General features: G+C 62.9%; 10 protein-coding genes. 7 read left to right on the top strand and 3 right to left on the bottom strand.

The annotated features are described in order from the left end of the window. The first annotated feature begins 9 nt into the window (after nucleotides 1–9). Nucleotides 10–1,368, top strand: coding sequence for a mandelate racemase/muconate lactonizing enzyme family protein (locus tag ACMGE0_RS20790; RefSeq protein WP_436817793.1), 1,359 nt, complete (start codon nucleotides 10–12; stop codon nucleotides 1,366–1,368). A gap of 435 nt (nucleotides 1,369–1,803) precedes the next feature. After that, the gene (locus tag ACMGE0_RS20785; RefSeq protein WP_436817792.1) at nucleotides 1,804–2,481 is read left to right on the top strand and encodes a LuxR C-terminal-related transcriptional regulator; all 678 of its coding nucleotides are present in this window, start codon (nucleotides 1,804–1,806) and stop codon (nucleotides 2,479–2,481) included. Here the strand turns inward: ACMGE0_RS20785 and ACMGE0_RS20780 are convergent. Beyond that, the gene (locus ACMGE0_RS20780; protein ID WP_436817791.1) at nucleotides 2,474–3,142 is read right to left on the bottom strand and encodes a response regulator; all 669 of its coding nucleotides are present in this window, start codon (nucleotides 3,140–3,142) and stop codon (nucleotides 2,474–2,476) included. The genes ACMGE0_RS20785 and ACMGE0_RS20780 overlap by 8 nt on opposite strands. Continuing rightward, entirely contained in the window at nucleotides 3,111–4,574 is a 1,464-nt protein-coding gene (locus ACMGE0_RS20775; RefSeq protein WP_436817790.1) for a sensor histidine kinase, read from the bottom strand. Before ACMGE0_RS20775 ends, ACMGE0_RS20780 begins: the two co-directional genes overlap by 32 nt. A 383-nt stretch (nucleotides 4,575–4,957) precedes the next feature. On the opposite strand from ACMGE0_RS20775, the gene ACMGE0_RS20770 reads away from it, so the two are divergent. The 4 genes from ACMGE0_RS20770 to ACMGE0_RS20755 all read left to right on the top strand — a co-directional run bounded on the left by ACMGE0_RS20770 (nucleotide 4,958) and on the right by ACMGE0_RS20755 (nucleotide 18,771). Continuing rightward, nucleotides 4,958–12,919, top strand: a complete 7,962-nt coding sequence (locus ACMGE0_RS20770) for a peroxidase family protein (RefSeq protein WP_436817789.1) — start codon at nucleotides 4,958–4,960, stop codon at nucleotides 12,917–12,919. A gap of 72 nt (nucleotides 12,920–12,991) precedes the next feature. Further along, on the top strand, nucleotides 12,992–14,728 hold the full coding sequence (locus ACMGE0_RS20765) for a type I secretion system permease/ATPase (RefSeq protein ID WP_436817788.1): 1,737 nt from the start codon (nucleotides 12,992–12,994) through the stop codon (nucleotides 14,726–14,728). 24 nt (nucleotides 14,729–14,752) lie between these two features. Further along, nucleotides 14,753–17,440 (top strand): cadherin-like domain-containing protein, encoded by a 2,688-nt coding sequence (locus ACMGE0_RS20760; RefSeq protein WP_436817787.1) that lies wholly within the window; start codon nucleotides 14,753–14,755, stop codon nucleotides 17,438–17,440. A gap of 38 nt (nucleotides 17,441–17,478) precedes the next feature. Next, nucleotides 17,479–18,771, top strand: coding sequence for an HlyD family type I secretion periplasmic adaptor subunit (locus tag ACMGE0_RS20755; protein WP_436817786.1), 1,293 nt, complete (start codon nucleotides 17,479–17,481; stop codon nucleotides 18,769–18,771). A gap of 313 nt (nucleotides 18,772–19,084) precedes the next feature. On the opposite strand, the gene ACMGE0_RS20750 is transcribed toward ACMGE0_RS20755, so the two are convergent. Next, on the bottom strand, nucleotides 19,085–19,498 hold the full coding sequence (locus ACMGE0_RS20750; RefSeq protein WP_436817785.1) for a LuxR C-terminal-related transcriptional regulator: 414 nt from the start codon (nucleotides 19,496–19,498) through the stop codon (nucleotides 19,085–19,087). Nucleotides 19,499–19,915: 417 nt separating this feature from the next. On the opposite strand from ACMGE0_RS20750, the gene ACMGE0_RS20745 reads away from it, so the two are divergent. Beyond that, entirely contained in the window at nucleotides 19,916–20,887 is a 972-nt protein-coding gene (locus ACMGE0_RS20745) for a LysR family transcriptional regulator (protein ID WP_436817784.1), read from the top strand. The last annotated feature ends 2 nt before the right edge of the window (nucleotides 20,888–20,889 follow it).

Genomic DNA, 20,889 nt, shown 5'->3' with positions numbered 1-20,889 from the left:
AGAATGAGAGTGAACAAGCCCATCGACGCGGCCGCAGCCCTGGAGGCTGTGGAAAACACCGTCCGGACGCATTCCCGTCCGTCCGACATCCGCATCACCGACATGCGCATCGCCGTGGTGACGGGGATCTGCTATTACCCGATCATCCGGATCGACACCAATCAGGGCGTCTACGGGCTCGGCGAAGTCCGCGACGGGGGACACCCGGAGAGTGCGCTCCGGCTCAAGCATTTCCTCCTCGGGCAGAATCCCTGCAATGTCGACATGATCTTCAATGCGCTGCGGCTCTACGGCGGCGACGGCCGTGAGGGGGGCGGCATCTCGGGCATTGAAATCGCGCTATGGGATCTTGTCGGCAAGATCTACGGCGTGCCCTGCCACCAGTTCTTCGGCGGCAAGTATCGCGACCGGGTCCGCATTTACGGCGACACGCCGGCGCCTGAAAAGCTGACGCCCGAAGCCTATGCAAAAGCCGTGCGCGCGCGGGCCGATATGGGGCTCACCTTCATCAAGTTCGACTTGCCGCCGAGGCTCTTCGAAACGACTGAAGGCGCGCTCGTCGGTTCCGCCACAAAATACGAATACGATCTCGGCCGGAGCACCCGCGCGCCGGGTTCCGGCCGCGGCGCCAAGATTTCCGAAAAGGGCATCGAAACGGCTGTCGAGATCGTGCGTGCCGTTCGCGCGGAGGTCGGCGGCGAGATATCGCTCTGCGTCGACCATTTCGGCGAAGGTTATGTCACCGCCGACGAGGCGATCCGCATCGGCAAGGCGCTGGAGCCCTTCAACCTCGCCTGGATCGAGGACCCGGTCATCTGGCACGACATCAAGGGGCACAAGAAGGTTGCTGACGCCCTGCTGACCCCGGTCGCCGGCGGCGAGGACCTCTATCTCGTCGATGGCTTCCGTGAAGCGATCGAAACCCAGGCCTTCGACGTTCTGCACCCGGATCTCCTGACGTCCGGTGGCATGCTGGAAACCAAGCGCATCGCCGATTACGGTGCCCGCTACGGTCTCGCGACCGCACTGCATTCCTGCTGCTCTCCGATCGGCTTCATGGCGAACGTCCATTGCGGGGCGGCGATCAACAGCCTGATGGCTGTGGAGCATCACGGTCTGGACGTCCCCTTCTGGGAGGACCTTGTGACCGGACTTGCACCCAACTATCTCGACGAAGGCTACGTGAAGGTTCCGGACCTGCCAGGCCTCGGTCTCGATCTCGATCTGGAAGCCGTGAAGGCCAATCTTCGCGAGCCGGACACGCTCTTCCTCCCGACAGAGGAATGGAACAAGCGCAAGGCAGGCTTCGAGCGGGTTGAGCCGCCGCGCTATCAGACGCAATTGACGCGTGGCCGCCCTTCGCTTTAAAGCCCTTCCGGGCTTGATCCGGCCCGCCTCCGTCTTCATCGCCAAACATGGCCACATCCGTGCTGGGGCTGGCGGGAAAACGATTGGTAGCCAAGCCTCCCGAGGCCGCTGGAAATCATGGGTTTCCTTGCTGCCTCGCGTCGTGATGGACCGGCCGCACCCTATCTCCTCATTGCCTCGTCAAAAGCGCCGTTTTGCTGGCTGTGGAAACAGGCGCTGGTACCCGAACTCCTCATGGAACGTCACCGCGATGGACCATCTGGCGGGCAAAACCTGTCGAAATGCGGAAGGTTTCTATGTCGATATGGAGTACTTAATTCGCAGGGTTATTCTCAATTGTGATACGCCTTAAGTACTAATCGGTGCCCGATGAAAGGAGTTCTTGCTGCTTAATCATAGAATATATTCAATAAAACATGGGGAGGGGAATAAGACATGCCGATATCGGTTGCGTTTGTCGATGATCATCCGATCTTGCTCGAAGGACTCGTCAGTCTCTATTCCGGCAAGGACGATCTTTTTGTCTCGGCGCAGGGTGAGAATGCGATAGATGCCTTACGGATCGCCGAGGAGAAGCGCCCTGATGTCCTTGTCCTCGATCTCAACGTCCCCGGCGACATCCTGGCGACGATCGAGAAGATCGTGCGCAATTGCCATCCCACGAAAATCATCGTGTTCACGGAGGCTTCGAATATCGAAACCGCGATCCGCATCCTCCACCTCGGCGTCTGCGGCTATGTGCTGAAGGGCAGCACGGCGAGGGATCTGCACGAAGCGATCAGGATCGTTCATGGCGGCAACACCTTCATAACCCCGGGCTTTGCCACAAAGATCATCCTGTCGATGAAGGCGTCCGAACTGCGCCGGCGGACTCGGGTGGAGAAACGGTTGAGCGTGCGCGAAGAGCAGATAGTCAGCTACCTGATGATGGGCAAGACGAACCGGGAAATCGCCCAGATGCTTGATATCAGCGAAAAAACTGTCAAGCACTACATGACGGCGCTGATGCAGAAGCTTGACGCGCGCAACCGGCTCGAAGTCGTGCTTGCGGCCCAGAAGCTGGATAATTCTGTGGAAATGGCCTTCGCCGAGGCGGGCGCACGATTCAACTGACGGCGCCACGACGCTGAGCGAGGCGGTGATGCTGCGCGACCAGCGCCGCTTCAATGCGATTTTTCACCTTCATCTTCACGAGGATCCGCGAGACGTGGAATTTCACGGTTCTTACCTGTATCCCCATTTCGGCGGCTATTTGCGGATTGCTGGCTCCCCGCCCGAGGAGACGGAATATCTCCCGCTCCCTTGGCGAGAGCGTCTGAAGCAGGTGTGACGTGTCGCGTTGATGGGACTGCGCCTTGATGGCATTAAAGAGGAGCGCGCCGACTTTGGGGTCGAGATAGGTCTCTCCTCGGCCGATCGCCGTCAGCACCGCGACGAGATCCGGTGCTCCTATCCCCTTCAGTATGTAGCCGGCGGCGCCCGTTTCCAACGCCTGCAGCACGTCGTCCTCGTCTTCGGAAACGGTCAGCATGACGATCTTGACGGCGGGCCAGCGGCCATGAATCTCTCGGGCTGCGTCCATGCCGCCGCCGGGCATCGATATATCGAGCAGCGCGATCGCGGGCGACAGGGCTTCGACCAGCGCGATCGCGTCAGCCTTCGATGATCCCTCGCCCACGACCTTGATTTCCCCGTTGTGGGCCAGCGTCTGCGCCACGCCCATCCTGAAGAGCGCATGATCGTCAACGATGATGAGTGACGCCGGTTTGTCCAAGCCAGGTTCCTTCCCCAAGTTCGAAAATCATCTTCAATCGGGCGCCCCGGCCCGGCTGGCGCTCGAACGAGAGCCTTCCTCCGAGACTTTCGATCCGTTGCCGCAATCCGTAAATTCCCATTCCGGTATTCTTGCCGATACCCGATCCGGCTCCGATCGGCCTGCCGCTGTCATGCACGGACACTTCCATGATCCGCTCATCGATACGGCATTGGACCCGCTGATCGTGACCGCCTGCATGGCGGTAGGCGTTGTTGAGGCCCTCCTGCACGAAGCGGTAGAGACAGGTCTTGATCGCCGGCGGCAGGTCGAGGTCGGTGCCGCCCGGTTCGAACGCCACTTTGGTATCGGTGCGCGCCTCGTGCAGCTTGATGGCCCGGGCGATGATCGCCTCTGCGCCCAGATGTTCGATTTCCGGAAGCACGAGCGCCTTTGCGATGATGCGTATTTCGGAAAGCGCGCCATCGAGCGCGTCCTTCAGTGCGGCGAGCGCAATCCTGCGGCGCGCGGCGGTCCTGACGGTGCGAACCTGCTCTATCTGCAGGATGGCAAAGCCCAGCAGCTGCGAAGGGCCGTCATGCAGGTCCGCGCCGATGCTCCGGATGAATTTTTCATTGAGGTCGGCAAGTTCCAGCGAGGCACGCCGCGCGCGGTCTCGCAGCTCCAGGAGTTCGGCTGAAGTGGTCTCTGCTTCCTCCGCGCGCTGCATGAGGTGGCGCTTCTGCAGCTCGATCGTCCTGCTGCCGCGCTGGACGATGCCGAAAAGGCCTGCCATCAGGAAGGCTGAGACGAGGGCCACCGCGGCCCAGCTCATCCATCGCAGCCTGGCGGCCTCCTCTGCCAGCACGGCCTCGTGGATTTCCGCGACGGCGATGATCCGGCCGGACGCATGCTCCCTGAGCGGACTGTAGATTTCCAGATAGGGGATGCGAAAGTTGCGCGTCGTATGTTCCGGTGCCGTCAGGTCGGCGCGGTAGACCGCCACTTCGCCTAAGAGCGCCTGCCTGAGTCCGGGAGGCGGAGGGAATTCCCGGTTTATCAGTTCCTTCGACAGGGAATAGGCGACCGTTCCCTCCGGCCGCCACACTTCCAGATGCGGGAAGCGCTGCCGGAACGAGGGATCGGCGAGAAGCTCGTCCAGCTGCTCGATGGCTTCTGCGGGCAGCATGTTCTGCGTGGCGAGCGCCTGGACGATCGGCTCGGTCATGCTTTGGACGAGGACGGCCGCCGCACCCGCCTTGTTGTGCACGGCGCTGCCGGAAGTGATTTCGGATATGAGATAGCCGGCGATCAGGGTCGTGAAAAGGATGAGCACGCCGCTTCCCGCGAGGAATTGCATCGAAAGCGTCTGCGCCCGGAACCAGTCGAGCGGGAGTGATACGTTCCTCGGCCGCGCGGCTGCAGGCATGGCATCAGTCCCGGTGTCAGACATTTCGAGCAAGGCTCCTCTCCCCGCCGTCATAGGTCAATGATGACAATATATTAGAGAAAATAAAAGTCCCCTCCGACCCTGGCCGAAGGGCTGAGAGGACCCTGTCCTCTAGGCCAGTTGGTTGCCTGGCCGCCGGCCATCCTCATCCCGGCCGAACGACCGGCGCTCCCTTGCGACGAAAATCGAAAATTTCGTCCGACCATCTGCCGTTCACGCGTCGCTTGCTTTGGATGAGGATGGGATCACGGCGTAAAGCTGCTGGAGAGGGAAACCGTCCAGATCGAGGGAAAATTCGCTGTCAGCGGAGCTCGGGCTCTTCTGGCCGAGGCGAAGCTTTGACAACGCACGGGCACTGCCGCGCAGCCGGCGCCCAGGAGGGGAAAATGGTACAGATCAACACGCACGACCTCACTTTCATTCTGAAGCAGATCAAGATTGCCGAAGCCCATTCGGCCGGCACTGCGCTGACGGAAATCTACGTGGATGCGGCGGGCAATGTCGTGCCCGCCGGCACGGCCGGAGCCGTTCAGGCAATCAGCCATCCGCTGGCCCCCTATGGTCTGAGGACCGTTGACGGCAGCTTCAACAACTTGATCGAGGGGCGCGAGGAGTGGGGTGCTGCGGACAATCCGTTTCCCTACGTCACCCATCCGGTCTATCGCGACGAGGATGACGACGCGATGCCGTTTCCGGGCTATGTCGGGCCCGACGCGACCATTCCCGACGCCGGTGGACCGCTTGTAGACCAGAACAACGACTACGGTACGCCCGGAAACGTCGTCGATGCCGATCCGCGCATCATATCCAATCTGATCGTCGATCAGACGCTCGACAATCCCGCCGCGATCTATTCGGCCCTGCTTTACGCGGGCTATTCCGGGGCCGCGCTCAATACCGCGCTCAACGCTATCGTCCAGGCCAAATCCACCCTCGACACGGCGATCGGGAATTCCGGCACGGCGGGAGGGAACATCCCCGCTCTTCAGGCCGCGGTGACGGCTGTCCAGACTGAGGCCAACCAGGCTCAATCCCAGGCGAACGCCGCGGCGGCCCAGGCGGCGGCGGACCAGGCACTCTATGACGCTGCACAGGCGAATGTCGCAACTGCCGCTGCCGGCGTCTCCGCAGCGACGGCAGCCCTCATTGCCTTGTTGACGGACGGAATTCCGCAGCCGGAGGCGGAGACTGCGGCGGTCGTCGCCGTTACCCAGGCTCAGGCGGTCCTCGATCAGGCGGAAGCGGTCGCAGAACCCCTTGGCGCTGCTGCCGCAGCCTCCGCGTCTGCGGCAGCGGCGGCGGCCGCGCAAGCCGCGACCGCCGCGCAGGCACTGGCAAGCGCACAACAGGCTCTGGCCGATGCCCAGGCCGCGAACTCTGATGCATCCGCAGCCGTAGCGGCCGCCCAGGCTGCGCTCGATACCCTGCTCGAGACACATAGCATCGAGATGGAGGGGAATACCGTCATCATCCCCAACGTCGCGCCCGATGAAGGCCTTTCCGCGCCTTACAACTCCTGGTTCACGCTCTTCGGGCAGTTCTTCGACCACGGCCTCGATCTCGTGGCCAAGCAGAGCGGCACCGTCTTCATCCCGCTGCAGCCCGATGACCCGCTCTACAATCCCGACAGCCCGCGCACCAATTTCATGGTGCTGACGCGCACGACACCCGATGCCGAAAACCTGACGACGCCCTGGGTCGACCAGAACCAGACCTACACGTCGCATGCCTCGCATCAGATGTTCCTGCGCGAATATGCGATGGTCGACGGCAAGCCGCTCGCGACGGGCAAGCTTCTGGAGGGGGATCGCGGCCTCGCCACCTGGGGCGACGTGAAGGAACAGGCGGCCACCAAGCTCGGTTTCCAGCTCACCGATGCGGATGTCGGCAATATCCCGCTTTTCGCCGTCAATGCTTATGGCGAGTTCATCCGCGGGCCGAACGGTTTTCCGCAGCTCGTCATCGGTCTCGGCGCGGACGGGGATTTCGGCACGGCCGACGACGTTCTGCTGGAAGGCAACCCGGCCGCCAATGGAGGCCTCGGCGTCGCCATCCCCGCGGGGGCGTTCCGGACCGGCCACGCCTTCCTCGACGACATCGCCCATGCCGCGAAGACCGTCAATGATCGCGGCCAGGTACTGACCGCCGACGCTGACGACCAGGTGGGCCTTGCCGCCGGAACCCTCGTCTATGACGACGAGCTTCTCGACGCGCACTACATCACCGGCGACGGACGCGGCAACGAGAACATCGGCCTTTCGGCCGTCCATCACGTCTTCCATTCCGAACACAACCACATGGTCCAGCAGGTGAAGGACAAGGCGCTGGCCTCCGGCGATCTCGCCTTCCTCAACGATTGGCTGCGCGTCGACGTGACGGCGATCCCGACCGATCCCGCCGTTATCGCCGCCCTTCAATGGGATGGCGAGCGTCTCTTCCAGGCGGCGCGCTTCACGACGGAAATGCAGTACCAGCACCTGGTCTTCGAGGAATTCGCCCGCAAGGTGCAGCCGGACGTCGATGCCTTCGTCTTCAACCCCAGCACCGACATCAACCCGGCGATCTTCGCGGAATTCGCCCACGTCGTCTATCGCTTCGGTCACTCGATGCTGCGTGAGCAGGTCGCCGCAACCAACAGCGACGGCAGCGACGCAAGCCTCGACCTCTTCGACGCCTTCCTCAACCCGCTGGCCTTCGGTTCCGATACGATCGATCACGACGCCGCAGCCGGCGCGATCGTGCGCGGCATGACCAGCCAGGTCGGTAACGAGATCGACGAATTCGTCACCCACGTTCTGCGCAACCAGCTCGTCGGCATTCCCCTCGACCTGGCGGCGATCAACATCGCCCGCGGCCGCGACACCGGCATCCCTTCGCTCAACGAAGCGCGTGCGCTGTTCAAGGAAGCGGCCAATGGCGATACGCAGCTCGACCCCTACAAGAGCTGGGTGGATTTCGCGCTCAACATGAAGAACCCGGCATCGATCGTGAACTTCATCGCCGCCTATGGCACGCACGCCACGATCACCGGCGCCACCACCGTCGACGCCAAGCGCGACGCGGCGATGAAGCTGGTCTTCGGCGACGCGTCGCTCAACGAGGCCGACCGGCAGGACTTCCTGAACGGCCGCAATGCTTATGCGGACAACCTCGGCGGTCTCGATCTCGTCGATCTGTGGGTTGGCGGTCTCGCTGAAAAGAAGATGGCCTTCGGCGGCATGCTCGGCTCCACCTTCTCCTTCATCTTCGAACTGCAGCTCGAGAACCTCCAGAACGGCGACCGGTTCTACTATCTCTCGCGCGTCCAGGGGCTCAACCTGCTCAACGAGCTGGAAAACAACTCGTTGGCCAAGATGGTGCTCAACAATACGGATCTCGGCGAAAGCGGCTACGCCCTTCCGGGCGACATCTTCTCGGTGCCGGATCATGTGCTCTACATGGATCACGCCAAGCAGAACGCCTTCGGCTACGTTGATCCGCAGCAGGAGGATCCCTTCCTGCAAGCGGTTTCGCCGATGGTGGAGCGCCGCGATGCGAGCGGCAGTCTCATCAACCCGGTCGCCAATCCGGCGGCGGTCGCAAGCTATATCCGCGTCAATACCAACGACCATGTCCTGATCCAGGGAACCGAGAATGCCGACGAGATCGTTTCCGGCGGCGGCGACGACTCCGTCTGGGGGCGCGGCGGCAATGACCGCATCGAGGCCGGCTACGGCGTCGATAAGATCCATGGCGGCACCGGCAACGACATCATCACCAACAACGGCACCGACATCGGCGAAACCGACATGCTGCATGGCGAGGAAGGCAACGACGTCATCCACGGCGGCTCCGGCCTTGCGCTGGTCTTCGGCAACCAGGGCCAGGATTTCCTCGTCGCCGGCCCCGATGGCAAGGAGATCTTCGGCGGTGAGGGCAACGACTTCATCCTCGGCGGCGACGGCGGCGACTTCCTGCTCGGCAACGAAGGCAGCGACTGGATCGAAGGCGGCAACGGCTTCGACACCACCGCGGGCGACAATTCGGAGCTCTTCTTCAACTCCACGATCATCGGTCACGACGTGATGTTCGCCGGTCAGAATGAACATGATTTCGACGCTGAAACCGGTGACGACATCATGGTCCAGGGCGAAAGCGTCATGCGCAACGAAGGCATGCTGGGCTACGACTGGTCGATCCACAAGGGCAACAGCCAGACGGCGGATTCCGACCTCACCGTGCCGATCTTCACCACCGACGAGCAGGATATCCTGCGCGATCGTTTCGATGCCGTCGAAGCATTGTCCGGCTGGGAAAAGGACGATCATCTCAGCGGCGACGACCGTGGCGACACGAACGGGGAAGGCGAGGTCGAAGGCAATCCCGGATTGGCGGGGGCGGAAAACACGATGGTCGGCCATGAGCTGAGCCAGGCCGGCGTCGACCGCATCGCCGGATTGCGGCAGCTCCTGGGAAGCTGGGCGCCGGCCGCGCCGACCGGCCCGGGCGTCGATCTGGAAAAGGTGATCGCCTTCGACGGTGGCAACATCCTCATCGGTGGCGGCGGTGACGACACGATCCGTGGCCGCGGCGGCGACGATCTCATCGATGGCGACGCCTGGCTCAATGTCCGCATCAGCATCCGTGACACCAACGGCACCCAGCTTGCGACCGTGGACAGCATGGCGGCCGTCATCACCCTGCCGCAGAACCATCCCTACTACGCCCAGTGGAACGGGCGCACACTGCAGTCCCTGATGCTGTCCGGAGCGATCGATCCGGTGCAGCTCAACATCGTTCGCGAAATTCTCGACGGCGAGGTGGCGGGGGACATCGATACCGCGGCCTACTGGGACGTCCGCAACAACTACAGCTTCTCGCTCGACGCGGATGGAGGGCTGCTGGTCTCCCATACCGGCTTCGATACCGCCAACGTACCCGACGGCGCCAACCTGGTATCCGACGGCATAGACAAGCTGCGCAACATCGAGCGGCTGCAGTTCAATGGCAGCTCGCTCAACGTGATCACCGGGACGCCCGGCAACGATACGGGTGCGACCGCGCTGAACGGCACGGCGGGCGACGATTTGATCCTCGGGCTCGGCGGCAATGATACGCTCAACGGCAATGCCGGAAACGACATCCTGATGGGCGGCGCCGGCAACGACACGCTGAACGGCGGCCTCGGCGACGATACCTATGCCTTCGGCCTTGCCGACGGTTCCGACACGATCAACGAGACGGGCGGCATCGACCGAATCACGATCAGCGGCGGGACGCTGACCGGTCTCGCTTTCTCGGAAACGACGGCGGGCGCCGGAAACGATGACCTGGTCATCCAGTTCAACGGTCAGCAGATCACCGTCACCGATCACTTCGATACTGCCGGCGAGGCTGTCGAATTCATCAACTTCGGCGGCAGCACCTACGAAGGTTACGTCCTTGACGGCGATTATGCGCTCAGCACCGACGACTTCGGAACACGAAGTGCCCAGGCCGGCGTCAATACGGCGCTTGCCGGCACGACCGGCGGTGACGGGCTCCTCGGCAACACCGGCGATGACCTGCTGTTCGGTCATGGCGGTAATGACGATCTCGACGGCGGAGCGGGCGACGACCTGCTGGTCGGCGGCACGGGAGACGACGAGCTGATCGGCGGCACGGGTTCCGATACCATGGTCGGCGGGGCCGACAACGACACCTATTCGGTCGATGACGCCGGTGATGTCGTGGTCGAAGCCCTCGGCGGCGGCACGGACGAAGTGGAAACAGTGCTCGGCGCCTACACGCTGGCCGCAAACGTCGAAAACCTGACCTATACCGGCGCGGCCACCTTCGCCGGCACGGGCAATGCCCTGAACAACCGTATCGAAGGCGGAGCAGGGGTCGATACGCTGACGGGTCTTGCCGGCAACGACACCTATGTCGTCACGGCGGGCGACGTCATCGTCGAGGCGGCGAACGGCGGCACCGACACCGTCCAATCGGCGGCGAACTACACGCTAGGCAACGAACTAGAAAACCTGACGCTCACCGGTAACGCGGCCGTCAACGGCACAGGCAACGCACTCTCCAACACCATTGTCGGCAATTCGGGCGCCAACCAGCTCTTCGGCGGCGGCGGCAACGATGCGGTCAACGGCGGCGACGGCAGCGATCTCATCGACGGCGGCACCGGCGACGATACGTTGAACGGCGGTGACGGCAACGATACCGATACGATCATCGGCGGCGCGGGCAATGATACCGTCGATGTCGGCAGCGGCAACGACGTCGTCGTCTACAATGCAGCGGGCTTCGGCAACGATACGATCAACAACTTCGACGCCTCGGGCGGAACGGCCGCGACGCAGGATCGCATCGATCTCAGTGCGCTCGGCATCACGGCCGCCAACTTCGCCGGCCGCGTGACGATCCAGGATATCCAGGATGCCGGAACCGACGATACCCGCATCACCGTCCGCGATGCGAGCAACGCCGTGATCGGCACCATCTTCGTCGAAGAAGTGGACGGGTTGGACATCACGGCCAGCGATTTCATCCTCGCGACGACATCGGCGCCGGTCGGCGGTGCGACCAACGGCAACAACACGCTGAACGGCGGGAACGGCAATGACACGATCGACGCGCTTGGCGGCAACGATACGGTCAACGGCAATGCCGGCAACGACACGATCACCGGCGGCACCGGCAATGACACGATCGCCGGCGGCACAGGTGACGACACGATCGTCTGGAACGCCAATGCTGGGGCGACGACCGACGGTCGCGACATCGTCAACGGCGACATCGTCAACGGCGACACCGAGACGACGGCGGGCGATACTTTCGTCGTCAACGGCAATGCGGCGGCCGAGATCTATCGCATCTACACGCGGCAGGCCTGGGACGCGATCCCCGGCAACATCATCACCAGCCTCAATCCGGCGACGGAGATCGTGATCACCCGCAACGGCGTGAACAACGCATCGATCGTCGCAGAGCTGACCGAGATCGAGGAGATCCGCATCAACGGCGCGGATCCCGCCGGCAATGGCACCGCCGGCAACGACAGCTTCGAGCTCATCGGAGACTTTTCGGGCACGCATCTGCGCCTGAACACCGTCACGATCGACGGCGATGCGGGCGACGATACGGTCGATATCTCGGCGCTGACTTCCGCGCACCGGATTGTCTTCCGCTCCAATGGCGGCAACGACACGATCGTCGGCACGCTTCGTTCGCAGGACGTGATCGAGCTTCCGGCCGGCACGACGGTGGAGGAATACGCGGTCAGCGAAGCCAATGGCGTCAAGACGATGACCAACGGCACGCATACGATAACCTTCGTAAGCGACGGCATGCCGACCTTCGAGGAGGTCGACGACGAGGAAGAGGATGATGATGACGATCATCCCGATGGCGGCAATGACGACGTCGAGGATGACGGGTGCGGCGGGCAGGAGGATGACGACAATGGTCAGCCCGCGCCGGTTGCGGCGCGGACCCTCCTGGGCACCGTAGGCGCCGACGTGCTGCTCGGCGCCGCTGCCGGAGACACCATCCTGGCAGGGGCGGGTGCAGACCTGCTGGCCGGCGAGGATGGAGACGACATCCTGCGTGGCGAGGACGGCGATGACCTCCTGACCGGCGGCGGCGGCGCCGATGTCGCCTCGGGCGGCGCCGGCAACGACGAAATCCACGGCCATGCGGGCAACGACATGCTCTTCGGCAATGCCGGAAGCGACAGGATCCACGGCGGAGACGGCAACGACATCGTCGAAGGCGGAGACGGCGACGACCAGGTCTGGGGCGGTGCCGGCGACGACACGGTCCTGGCCACCAGCGATGGAGCGTCGGATTCCTACTGGGGCGGAGAGGGAAGCGACACGCTGAACTACGCCGCAGCCACCGGAAGCCTGACGGTCGATCTCGGCAACGGCCATATGCAGCGCGGCAGCGTCTCTGGCGGAGGGGTCGGAACGGAAATCTCTTACGGCTTCGAAAACTTCGTGGGCGGTTCCGGCCATGATGTGATCACGGCCTCCGCCGTCGCCAACATCATCGACGGTGGTCTCGGCGACGATGTCTTCCGCTTTGCCTCGGCATCGGCGGTGCAGGGAGACAAGATCTACGGCTTCCAGCCCGGCGACAAGATCGATTTCTCGCAGATCGATGCGAATGCCGGGGCGAACGGAGTGCAGCACTTCACGCTGACCTCCGGGACGCTGACGGCCGTGGGCCAGATCTCAGTCAGCCATCAGACCGTCGGCGGCGAGGAACTCACGCTGATCCGCGGCAATGTCGACGGGGATGCCGGAGCCGACTTCGAACTCACCCTTGCCGGCACGCACAATCTGCGCGCTGCCGATTTCAACGGCGTGTCGTAACCGCCGGAGGGGGCCCCATGGCCGGCAGGTCCGGCCATGGGGTGAATTTTCCGTATTGGGATGGGGCGTGTCATGACCGAGAAGAAGAAGACATCACATACCGGGATCGAAGGGCTGCACGGCATTTTCGTCTACCTCTTCGGCCTGTCGGGCATCATCAATATCCTTGCCCTCACGGGCGCTTTCTACATGCTGCAGATCTATGACCGGGCACTGACCAGCGGTAGCATATCGACCTTGATAGCTCTCTCGGTGCTGGCGATCGGGCTCTACCTCTTCCAGGGCATTTTCGACATCCTGCGTTCGCAGATTCTGGTCCGGCTCGGAGCAAGGCTGGATTCGCGGCTCGCGCCGCTGGCACACGAAGTGGTGATCGAGATGCCGCGTTACGGCTACTCCACCGCCGAGGCCGCCGAGCGGGGCCGCGACGTGGATACGCTGCGGAGCTTCCTGGCCGGCCAGGGGCCGGTGGCGCTCTTCGATCTGCCCTGGATGCCCGTCTATCTGATCTTCGTCTGGCTGCTCCACCCCATGCTCGGGATGCTGACTGTCGGCGGAGCTCTGGTCCTGGCGCTCTTGACGCTCGTGGCCGAAATCCTGACGCGACGGCATGCCCGGTCGATGGTCAAGATATCGGTGACGCGAAATGCCGTCCTGGATTCGAACACCCGCAACAGCGACGTGCTGCACGCCATGGGCATGACACGTCGGGCCGTGGAGCGGTTCGAACGCGCCAACCGCCGCCATCTGGAATGTCAGACCAGGACGTCCGACATCGGCGGCACGCTTTCCGGTATTTCCAAGGTCCTTCGCATGATGCTCCAGTCGGCGATACTGGGACTTGGCGCCTATCTCGCGATAAAGGGGGAAATGTCGGCCGGCGCCATCATCGCCTCGTCCATCGTGACGGCGCGCGCGCTCGCACCGGTCGACCAGGCGATTGCGCAATGGAAGGGCGTGGTCGCCGCCCGCCGCAGTTATCACCGCATCAGCGAAACGCTGGCCGTGCTCAGGGACAAATCGGCCCTGATCGACCTGCCGGCTCCGCAACAAAACCTGGTTGTCGACAACATCACGACGGTGGCGCCTACGACCGGCGCCGTGCTGCTCAGCGATGTCAGCCTTGAGGTGAGAGCCGGTCAGGCGCTCGGCCTTATCGGCCCCAGCGGTGGCGGCAAGACGACGCTCGCCCGCAGCATACTCGGAATATGGCCGGTCTTGCGGGGTTCGGTGCGCATCGACGGAGCCGATCTCGGCCAGTGGACGGACGCGTTCTTCGGCGAACATGTCGGCTATCTTCCGCAGGACGTCGCGCTCATGGACGGGACGATCGCGGAAAACATCTCGCGCTTCGCCGAAACGCCCGATGCCCGGAAGATCATCCATGCGGCGAAGACCGCGGGCATTCACGAAATGATCGTCCATCTGCGGGATGGCTACCAGACCGAGCTCGGCCCGCATGGAACGGCGCTTTCGGCGGGTCAGCGCCAGCGCATAGCGCTCGCCCGCGCGCTCTACGGCGATCCGTTCCTCGTCGTGCTGGACGAGCCGAATTCCAATCTGGATGCGGAAGGCGAGGAGGCCCTGACCAAGGCGATCACGGCGGTGCGGGAGCGCGGCGGCATCGTCGTCATCGTAGCCCATCGGCCAAGCGCGCTTCAGGCCGTCGACATGGTGGGTCTGGTGCAGGGCGGCCGGCTGACGGCTTTCGGACCCAAGGAGCAGATCATCCAGCCTTCGAAGGCGCGTCCTCTCGTGGTCGAGAAGAGCACGGGCGGCGAGCGCCAGAAATCGCTGGTCGGCGAATAGCGCGCAAACGGGGAGTAGGGATGAATGGAGACGAAGCTGGTTTTGGGATTGCCCGACGCGCAGTCGGCGATCGCCCCCATGAACAAGTTCGAAATCGCCGAGAAGACGGGCGGCCGCAGGAAGATGGTGCTTTTTCCTGCCGCCCTCTTCGGCGCCATGGGCGCGGTCCTGAGCAAGGTTCAGCCCGATCAGGCTCGGGAGGACGGCCAGCCGGCCGCCGAACCGGAAGAAACGGCGCCGCCACAGGAAGAGGCCAGATCCGATATCGAAGTGATCGAGGAGGTCGCAGCCTTCCTCCGCGAGATGGCCGCGCAGATAGGCCCTACCGCAGATGAGGGAGGGCCCGTCCGCAGCGTCGCTTCCGCGCGCCTTGCTTTCGCCGATGTCGCCGGCTTTTCGGCGGGCGGCCGCACCCTTCGCGCCGGAAGTGCCAACGACAATGATCTGGGCGTCGTCGACCGGACCGAAAATTTCGAGTACCCCTCCCTGCCCCCTGGCCGGAAACCGCCCGCGGTGGGGAATGGAGGGCTTCCCGGCACTGACAGGGACGACGATCCTGCAATCGAAGACGACGATGATCCGCTGCCGGATACCGACGATGACGACGACGGCGCGCGTGACAACCGGCTGCCTTTCTCGCTTGGCAGGGCCCAGCTTGCAAACGGCCTGATGAACCTGTCCGTGGTGATCATGCTGGACGACCTGCTGGCGATGGTCCGTGATCTCGACGGCGACGTGCTGACGGTCGAGAACCTGACCGTCTCCAGCGGCGCGATCCGGGCCTATGGCGACGACGCCTGGATCTACACGCCGGAGCGTGGCTATCTCGGGCAGGTAACCTTCTCCTACGGCGTCTCGGACGGCCAGGGCGTGGTCGCCTCCCAGGCCGTCTTCGACCTCCTGAAGCATCCGCCGCGCGAACTCTTCGGTACCGAAGGCGATGACGTGCTTCTCGGGACGCCCCAGGAAGACATCGTCGCGGGGCTGGGCGGCGGCGATACCATCTATGGCCGCGAAGCCGACGACATCCTCGTCGGCGGGGATGGCGACGACCGGCTGCTCGGCGGCGACGGCGACGATCTGCTTTATGGTGACGCCGGCCGCGATCACCTTTCCGGAGGGCGCGGCAGGGATATCCTCTTCGGCGGGGACGGCGACGACATGCTCTTCGGCGATGAAGGAGATGACCAGCTCCTTGCCGGCCGTGGCGACGACTGGCTCGATGGCGGCAGCGGGGGCGATAGGCTGTTCGGAGACGATGGCCGCGACGATCTCCTCGGCGGGAAGGGTGAAGATCTTCTCGACGGCGGCGAAGGCGACGACAGCCTAACCGGCGGCAGTGAAAATGACGTCGTTGTCGCAGGCGGGGGTGACGATGAGATCGTCGCAGGCACGGGCGGCGAGGAAGGGCGGACGGCGGAGATCGCCGCATCGGATGGAGACGACGTCTATTCCGGTGGCGAAGGCCTGGACCTGCTTGATGCCAGCACGGCTCAGCATTCCGTCGTTGTCGATCTTGCTGCCGGCACGGCGACGGGCGAGGAGATCGGCAGCGATCGGCTCGAAAGTATCGAAGCGGTTGTCGGCGGGTCGGGCGACGACCTGCTGACGGGCGATGTCGGGGGAAATCGTCTCGACGGCCAAGCAGGGGACGATGCGATTGCAGGCGGTGACGGGGATGACCGGCTGAGTGGCCATAGCGGTGACGATATGGTCACCGGTGGTGCGGGCGACGACACGATCGTGGCGGGCCAGGGTGGAGAGGAAGTGCAAGTCGAAGACGCTACCGCATCGGACGGCAACGACGCCTATTTCGGCGGTGACGGCTTCGACACGCTCGATCTGACGCCACTGGTGCAGGCGGTGCTGGCCGATCTCGAAGCCGAACTCGCTTGCGGTGGCGAAGTCGGCTCGGACCGGGTGTACGGCTTCGAGGCGGTTGTCGGCGGCAGCGGCGACGACCGGCTGGCCGGAGATTCCGGCGCCAACCTTCTGGCCGGCGGCGACGGTGACGATCGGCTGACCGGTCGCGGCGGCGACGACATTCTGGCCGGCGGTAGCGGCAACGATACGGTCTCCGGCGGTGCGGGCAACGATACCATCGTGGTCACCGTGATTTCCAACGCCGGACCTGCCGGCGACGGCAACGACAATTATTGCGGGGGTGCGGGCAATGATACCTACGATGCCTCCGCCACGGTGCAGGCGGTCGTGATCGATCTCGATCGCGGCACGGCAGGCGGTTGCGATATCGGGGCCGACCGTCTCGAAGGCTTCGAGGCGGCGATCGGTGGAAATGGAGCGGATACCATCGTTGCCAATGGCGCCGTGAATTTTCTCGCGGGCGGCGGGCAAGCCGACGTCTTCGTCTTCCGCAACCTCGATTCCGTCATGAACCAAGGACTTGGCCGGGACGAAATCAGGGACTTCGGCGTGGGCGACCGCATAGATTTCTCCGAAATCGCGTCGCAGGTGGGAGGGCTTGTGTTCCGCAGCCTGATGGACGAAGCCGAGGGTGCGGATGTCCGGCGCGTCACCTTCTACCATCAGACGCTCGCCGACGGCGAGCGGACGATCGTCAAGGCGATCGTCGACCTTGAACGCGATCAGGACGTCGAGATCCTGCTCTACGGCCGTCATGAGCTGATGGAAAGGGACTTCATACTCGCTGCGATGCAGAGCGCGGCGGATGATCTGGCGACGCGCGGCTGAAAGGCTGGGCACGGACGGGGCGATTGGGAGGCATGAAAATGATCGAAGACACCAGGAAAGCGCAGAAAAAGGAACAGTTCGGCATCTCCGCGAGGGTATGTCTCTCGGCCGTGCTTGCCGGCTTGCTCGTGCTCGGCGTTGGGGGGTGGGGGGCGCAGGCCAAGCTTTCGGGCGCGATCATCGCGCAGGGCCAGGTGGTCGTCTCGCAGCAGGTGAAGATGATCCAGCACCGGGACGGCGGCATCGTTTCGGAGATTCTCGTGCGCAACGGCGACGCCGTCCGCAAGGGCGACGTGCTGTTGAGGCTGGACGAAACGCAGACCCGGGTCGAACTCGCGATCGTCAGAACCCAGCTTCAACAGCTTGTCGCCATGGCGGCCCGCCTCAAGGCGGAGCGCGACGGCAGGGATGCGATCGATTTCTCCGGCGGTCAGGTTCCACAGGGGCTGATCGAAAGCGAAACCAAGCTCTTCAAGGAGAACCGGCGGATGCTCTCCAACCAGCGCGAACAGCTTCGCCTGCAGGTGCGCCAGTTGGAGGAGCAGGTGCGCGGCTTCCAGGCGCAGGACGAATCGAATGACCGCGAAAAGGCAATCGTCACACAGGAGGTTGCCAAGATGGAGCGGCTTGTAAAAGGCGGTCTGGTGCCGGTTGCGCAGCTGCGCGACATGCTGCGCCAGATGGCACGCATAGAAGGCACCCACGGAGAGCTTGCCGCCCGCATCGCCGAGGCCGAAAGCGAGATCAGCGAAACGCGGATGAAGCTGCTCTCCGTCGACCAGAATATGCGCAAGGAGGCGCAGGGCGAGATTGTGGAAATCGAGTCTAAGATCGCCGAAATGCGGGAGCGCGAAATCGCCGCTCGTGACCGCTTGTCTCGGATGGAAGTCAAGGCGCCCGTCGACGGCCTCGTATACGACCTTCAGATCCACACGATCGGCGGCATCATCGGCGCCGGCACGACGGTTATGTCCATTGCCCCGCAAAGCGATGACATGAATGTGGAAATCCGTGTCGCCCCGGTGGATATCGACCGGATCGCGCCCGGCCAGCCCGCGCGCATGCGGTTCACGGCCTTCAATCAGCGCACGACGCCTGAAATTCATGGCGCGGTCAAAGTCGTCGCCGCTGCGACGTCGACGGATCGAAGCACCGGCCAGCCGTTCTACCTCGCGACCCTCTCGCTCGACGACGTGTCGAAACTCGGTGGCCGAGAGCTGATGCCGGGCATGCCCGTCGAGGTTTATGTGCAAACCGGCGAACGCAGTGCCCTTTCCTACCTGACGAAGCCGTTCACCGATCAGATGATGCGTGCCTTCAGGGAGGAATAGCGCCGCAGGAATTTTCATGTCCGGCGCTATCGGCAATAACGATGCACGGCACCGCCCTGAAAGCCATGGGAGCAAGAAAAAGGCCCGGCGGTTGCCCGCCGGGCCCTCACGCATGACGGCCGCCAATGCGCGCGTTGCGGCCCATACGCGAAATCTTTTTTAGACGGCGCCGTTTCAAGGTCAATAACCTGATTTTCGTACTGGAAGAGCGGCTTCCATCCTCTCGGATTTTTGCTCGTCCGGTCCGTTAAGCATATCCCTCTTTTCGGAGTACGAGGGCGGCGGGAAGGTGGATGAGGCGCTTAGGTCCGGACTACGGCAATCGAGCATAAGCCAGTGCCAGCAACTCGGGCAATCGGCGAGTTTTGGCTTTTCGATGGATGGTGCCGATATGGTTCTCCACCGTTCGCTGGCTTACCCCCAGTTCATAGGCGATTACTTTTGCGGACTTGCCGGCCATGATCCTGTCGAGAATGCCGAGCTGCCTGGGGGTGAGACTTGATAGGAGTGCCTTGGCCCGCCGGGAGGCTTCGACTTGCGACGGAGAAAGGATGCATATGACATGAGCCTCATCCCGATCTTCCTCGCTAAGTGAGACCAGGCACGGAAGGTTCTCCAGCGGAAACAAGCCCCGTTCCAGGTCCTCTGCAAGTCTGCGCAAGCCGCGTATGAGTTTTTGCTTCTCGGTATCAGAAACTAAGTGTTCTGACTCCTTGGTCAAATACATAACCGTCCCCGATTATTCACCATTATATTATGTAGAATTAAATTAAGAAATAACTAAAACTTTGCAAGGAGCGAAGCGCCCATTAAGATTAATCCTTAGGAGTAGATGAAGGCCCTTGGTGGTTAGCCGAAAGTCGAAGCCGCAAAATCAAAAGGAAAAACCCGGCATCGACCGCAGCGGCCCTGGCTCCTCGGTCCTATCGATCGCCTGTTCGAGAACCGCCGTTCGGCCACTGGCGAGGCTGAATACGCAGGGTGGTGAGCGGGCGCAATCCCATGCTCCTCCTCAGCAATCACGAAGGCAATGATTTCGCTCTGCCCACAATTGGAGCAAAAGTTTTTGTTGCACAATTATTATATTATGCAATTCTTGAATTGATAGTGGTCAATGCTGCAATATATGCATCATGGGTGAGCGATGGAAATCAAGCAGCTCGAAGTGTTCCTCGCGGTCATGTCGGCCGGAAGCATCACTGCCGCTGCACGGTTGCTCGACCGCTCGCAATCGCAGGTGACGCGGCTGATCCAGGAGCTTGAGGCTTCGATCGGCTTTGCGCTTTTCGAGCGGAACGGACCGAGGATCACGCCGACCTCGAAAGCGGTCACCTTCCATGCGGATGCGGAGCGGTTCCTGACCGGCATCGGCCAGCTCAAGGAGCGGGCGAAGACGATCGCGTCGGAAGAGCTGGGGCCGGTCGAGATTGCCGCGATTTCTGCCTTTGCGAGCGGCCTGGTGCCGCTGGCGCTTGCCGAAATGCCGGAGGGCCTCCTGCCGCGAAACGTCCATTTGCGCAGCATTTCCGCCGAGGCGGCGGTTCAGTCTGTGCTTGCAAGGACGGCTGATTTTTGCGTTGCGTCGCTGCCCGTCGAGCATCCCGGTCTTGAAATCCACGGACTTTTCCAGTCGCCCTGCGTGGCAGCGGTTGCCTCGAACGATCCGCTGGCGGCAAAGCCGACGGTCTCCATGCATGATCTCGCCGATCGCAATCTGATCACCATGGCAAACCCGTTCCGGCTGCGCCGGCGCGTCAATCAGGCTCTTGAGGCCGCCAAGGTCAGGCCGTTGCGGCTCGTCGACACGAATACGGCGCTCAATGCGGTCCGGCTCGCCTCGACCGGTTTCGGGGTCGCGATCGTCGAGCCCGCGACCGCTTATGGCATCGAGCTCAAGAATGCCGAAATCCGCCCGCTCGACATGGACATCCCGTTCCTCTGGGGAATTTTCTCCGCTGCGTCCAGGCCGCTTCCGAACAATGTCCTCGAGCTTATCCAGTTGATCATCCGGATTTCGGCCGCCCGCATGCCGGGCTTCGTGGCCCATGATCCGGGCCATATCGAGCGCGTTGCCGACGCCACGTTCGGCGCCGATCGGAATACACAGGAGCATTGATC

Source organism: Neorhizobium descurainiae (assembly GCF_051400715.1).
Taxonomy (GTDB): domain Bacteria; phylum Pseudomonadota; class Alphaproteobacteria; order Rhizobiales; family Rhizobiaceae; genus Neorhizobium.
The sequence above is the reverse complement of the archived record's forward strand: the minus strand, read 5'-3'. Positions and strand labels throughout refer to the sequence as shown.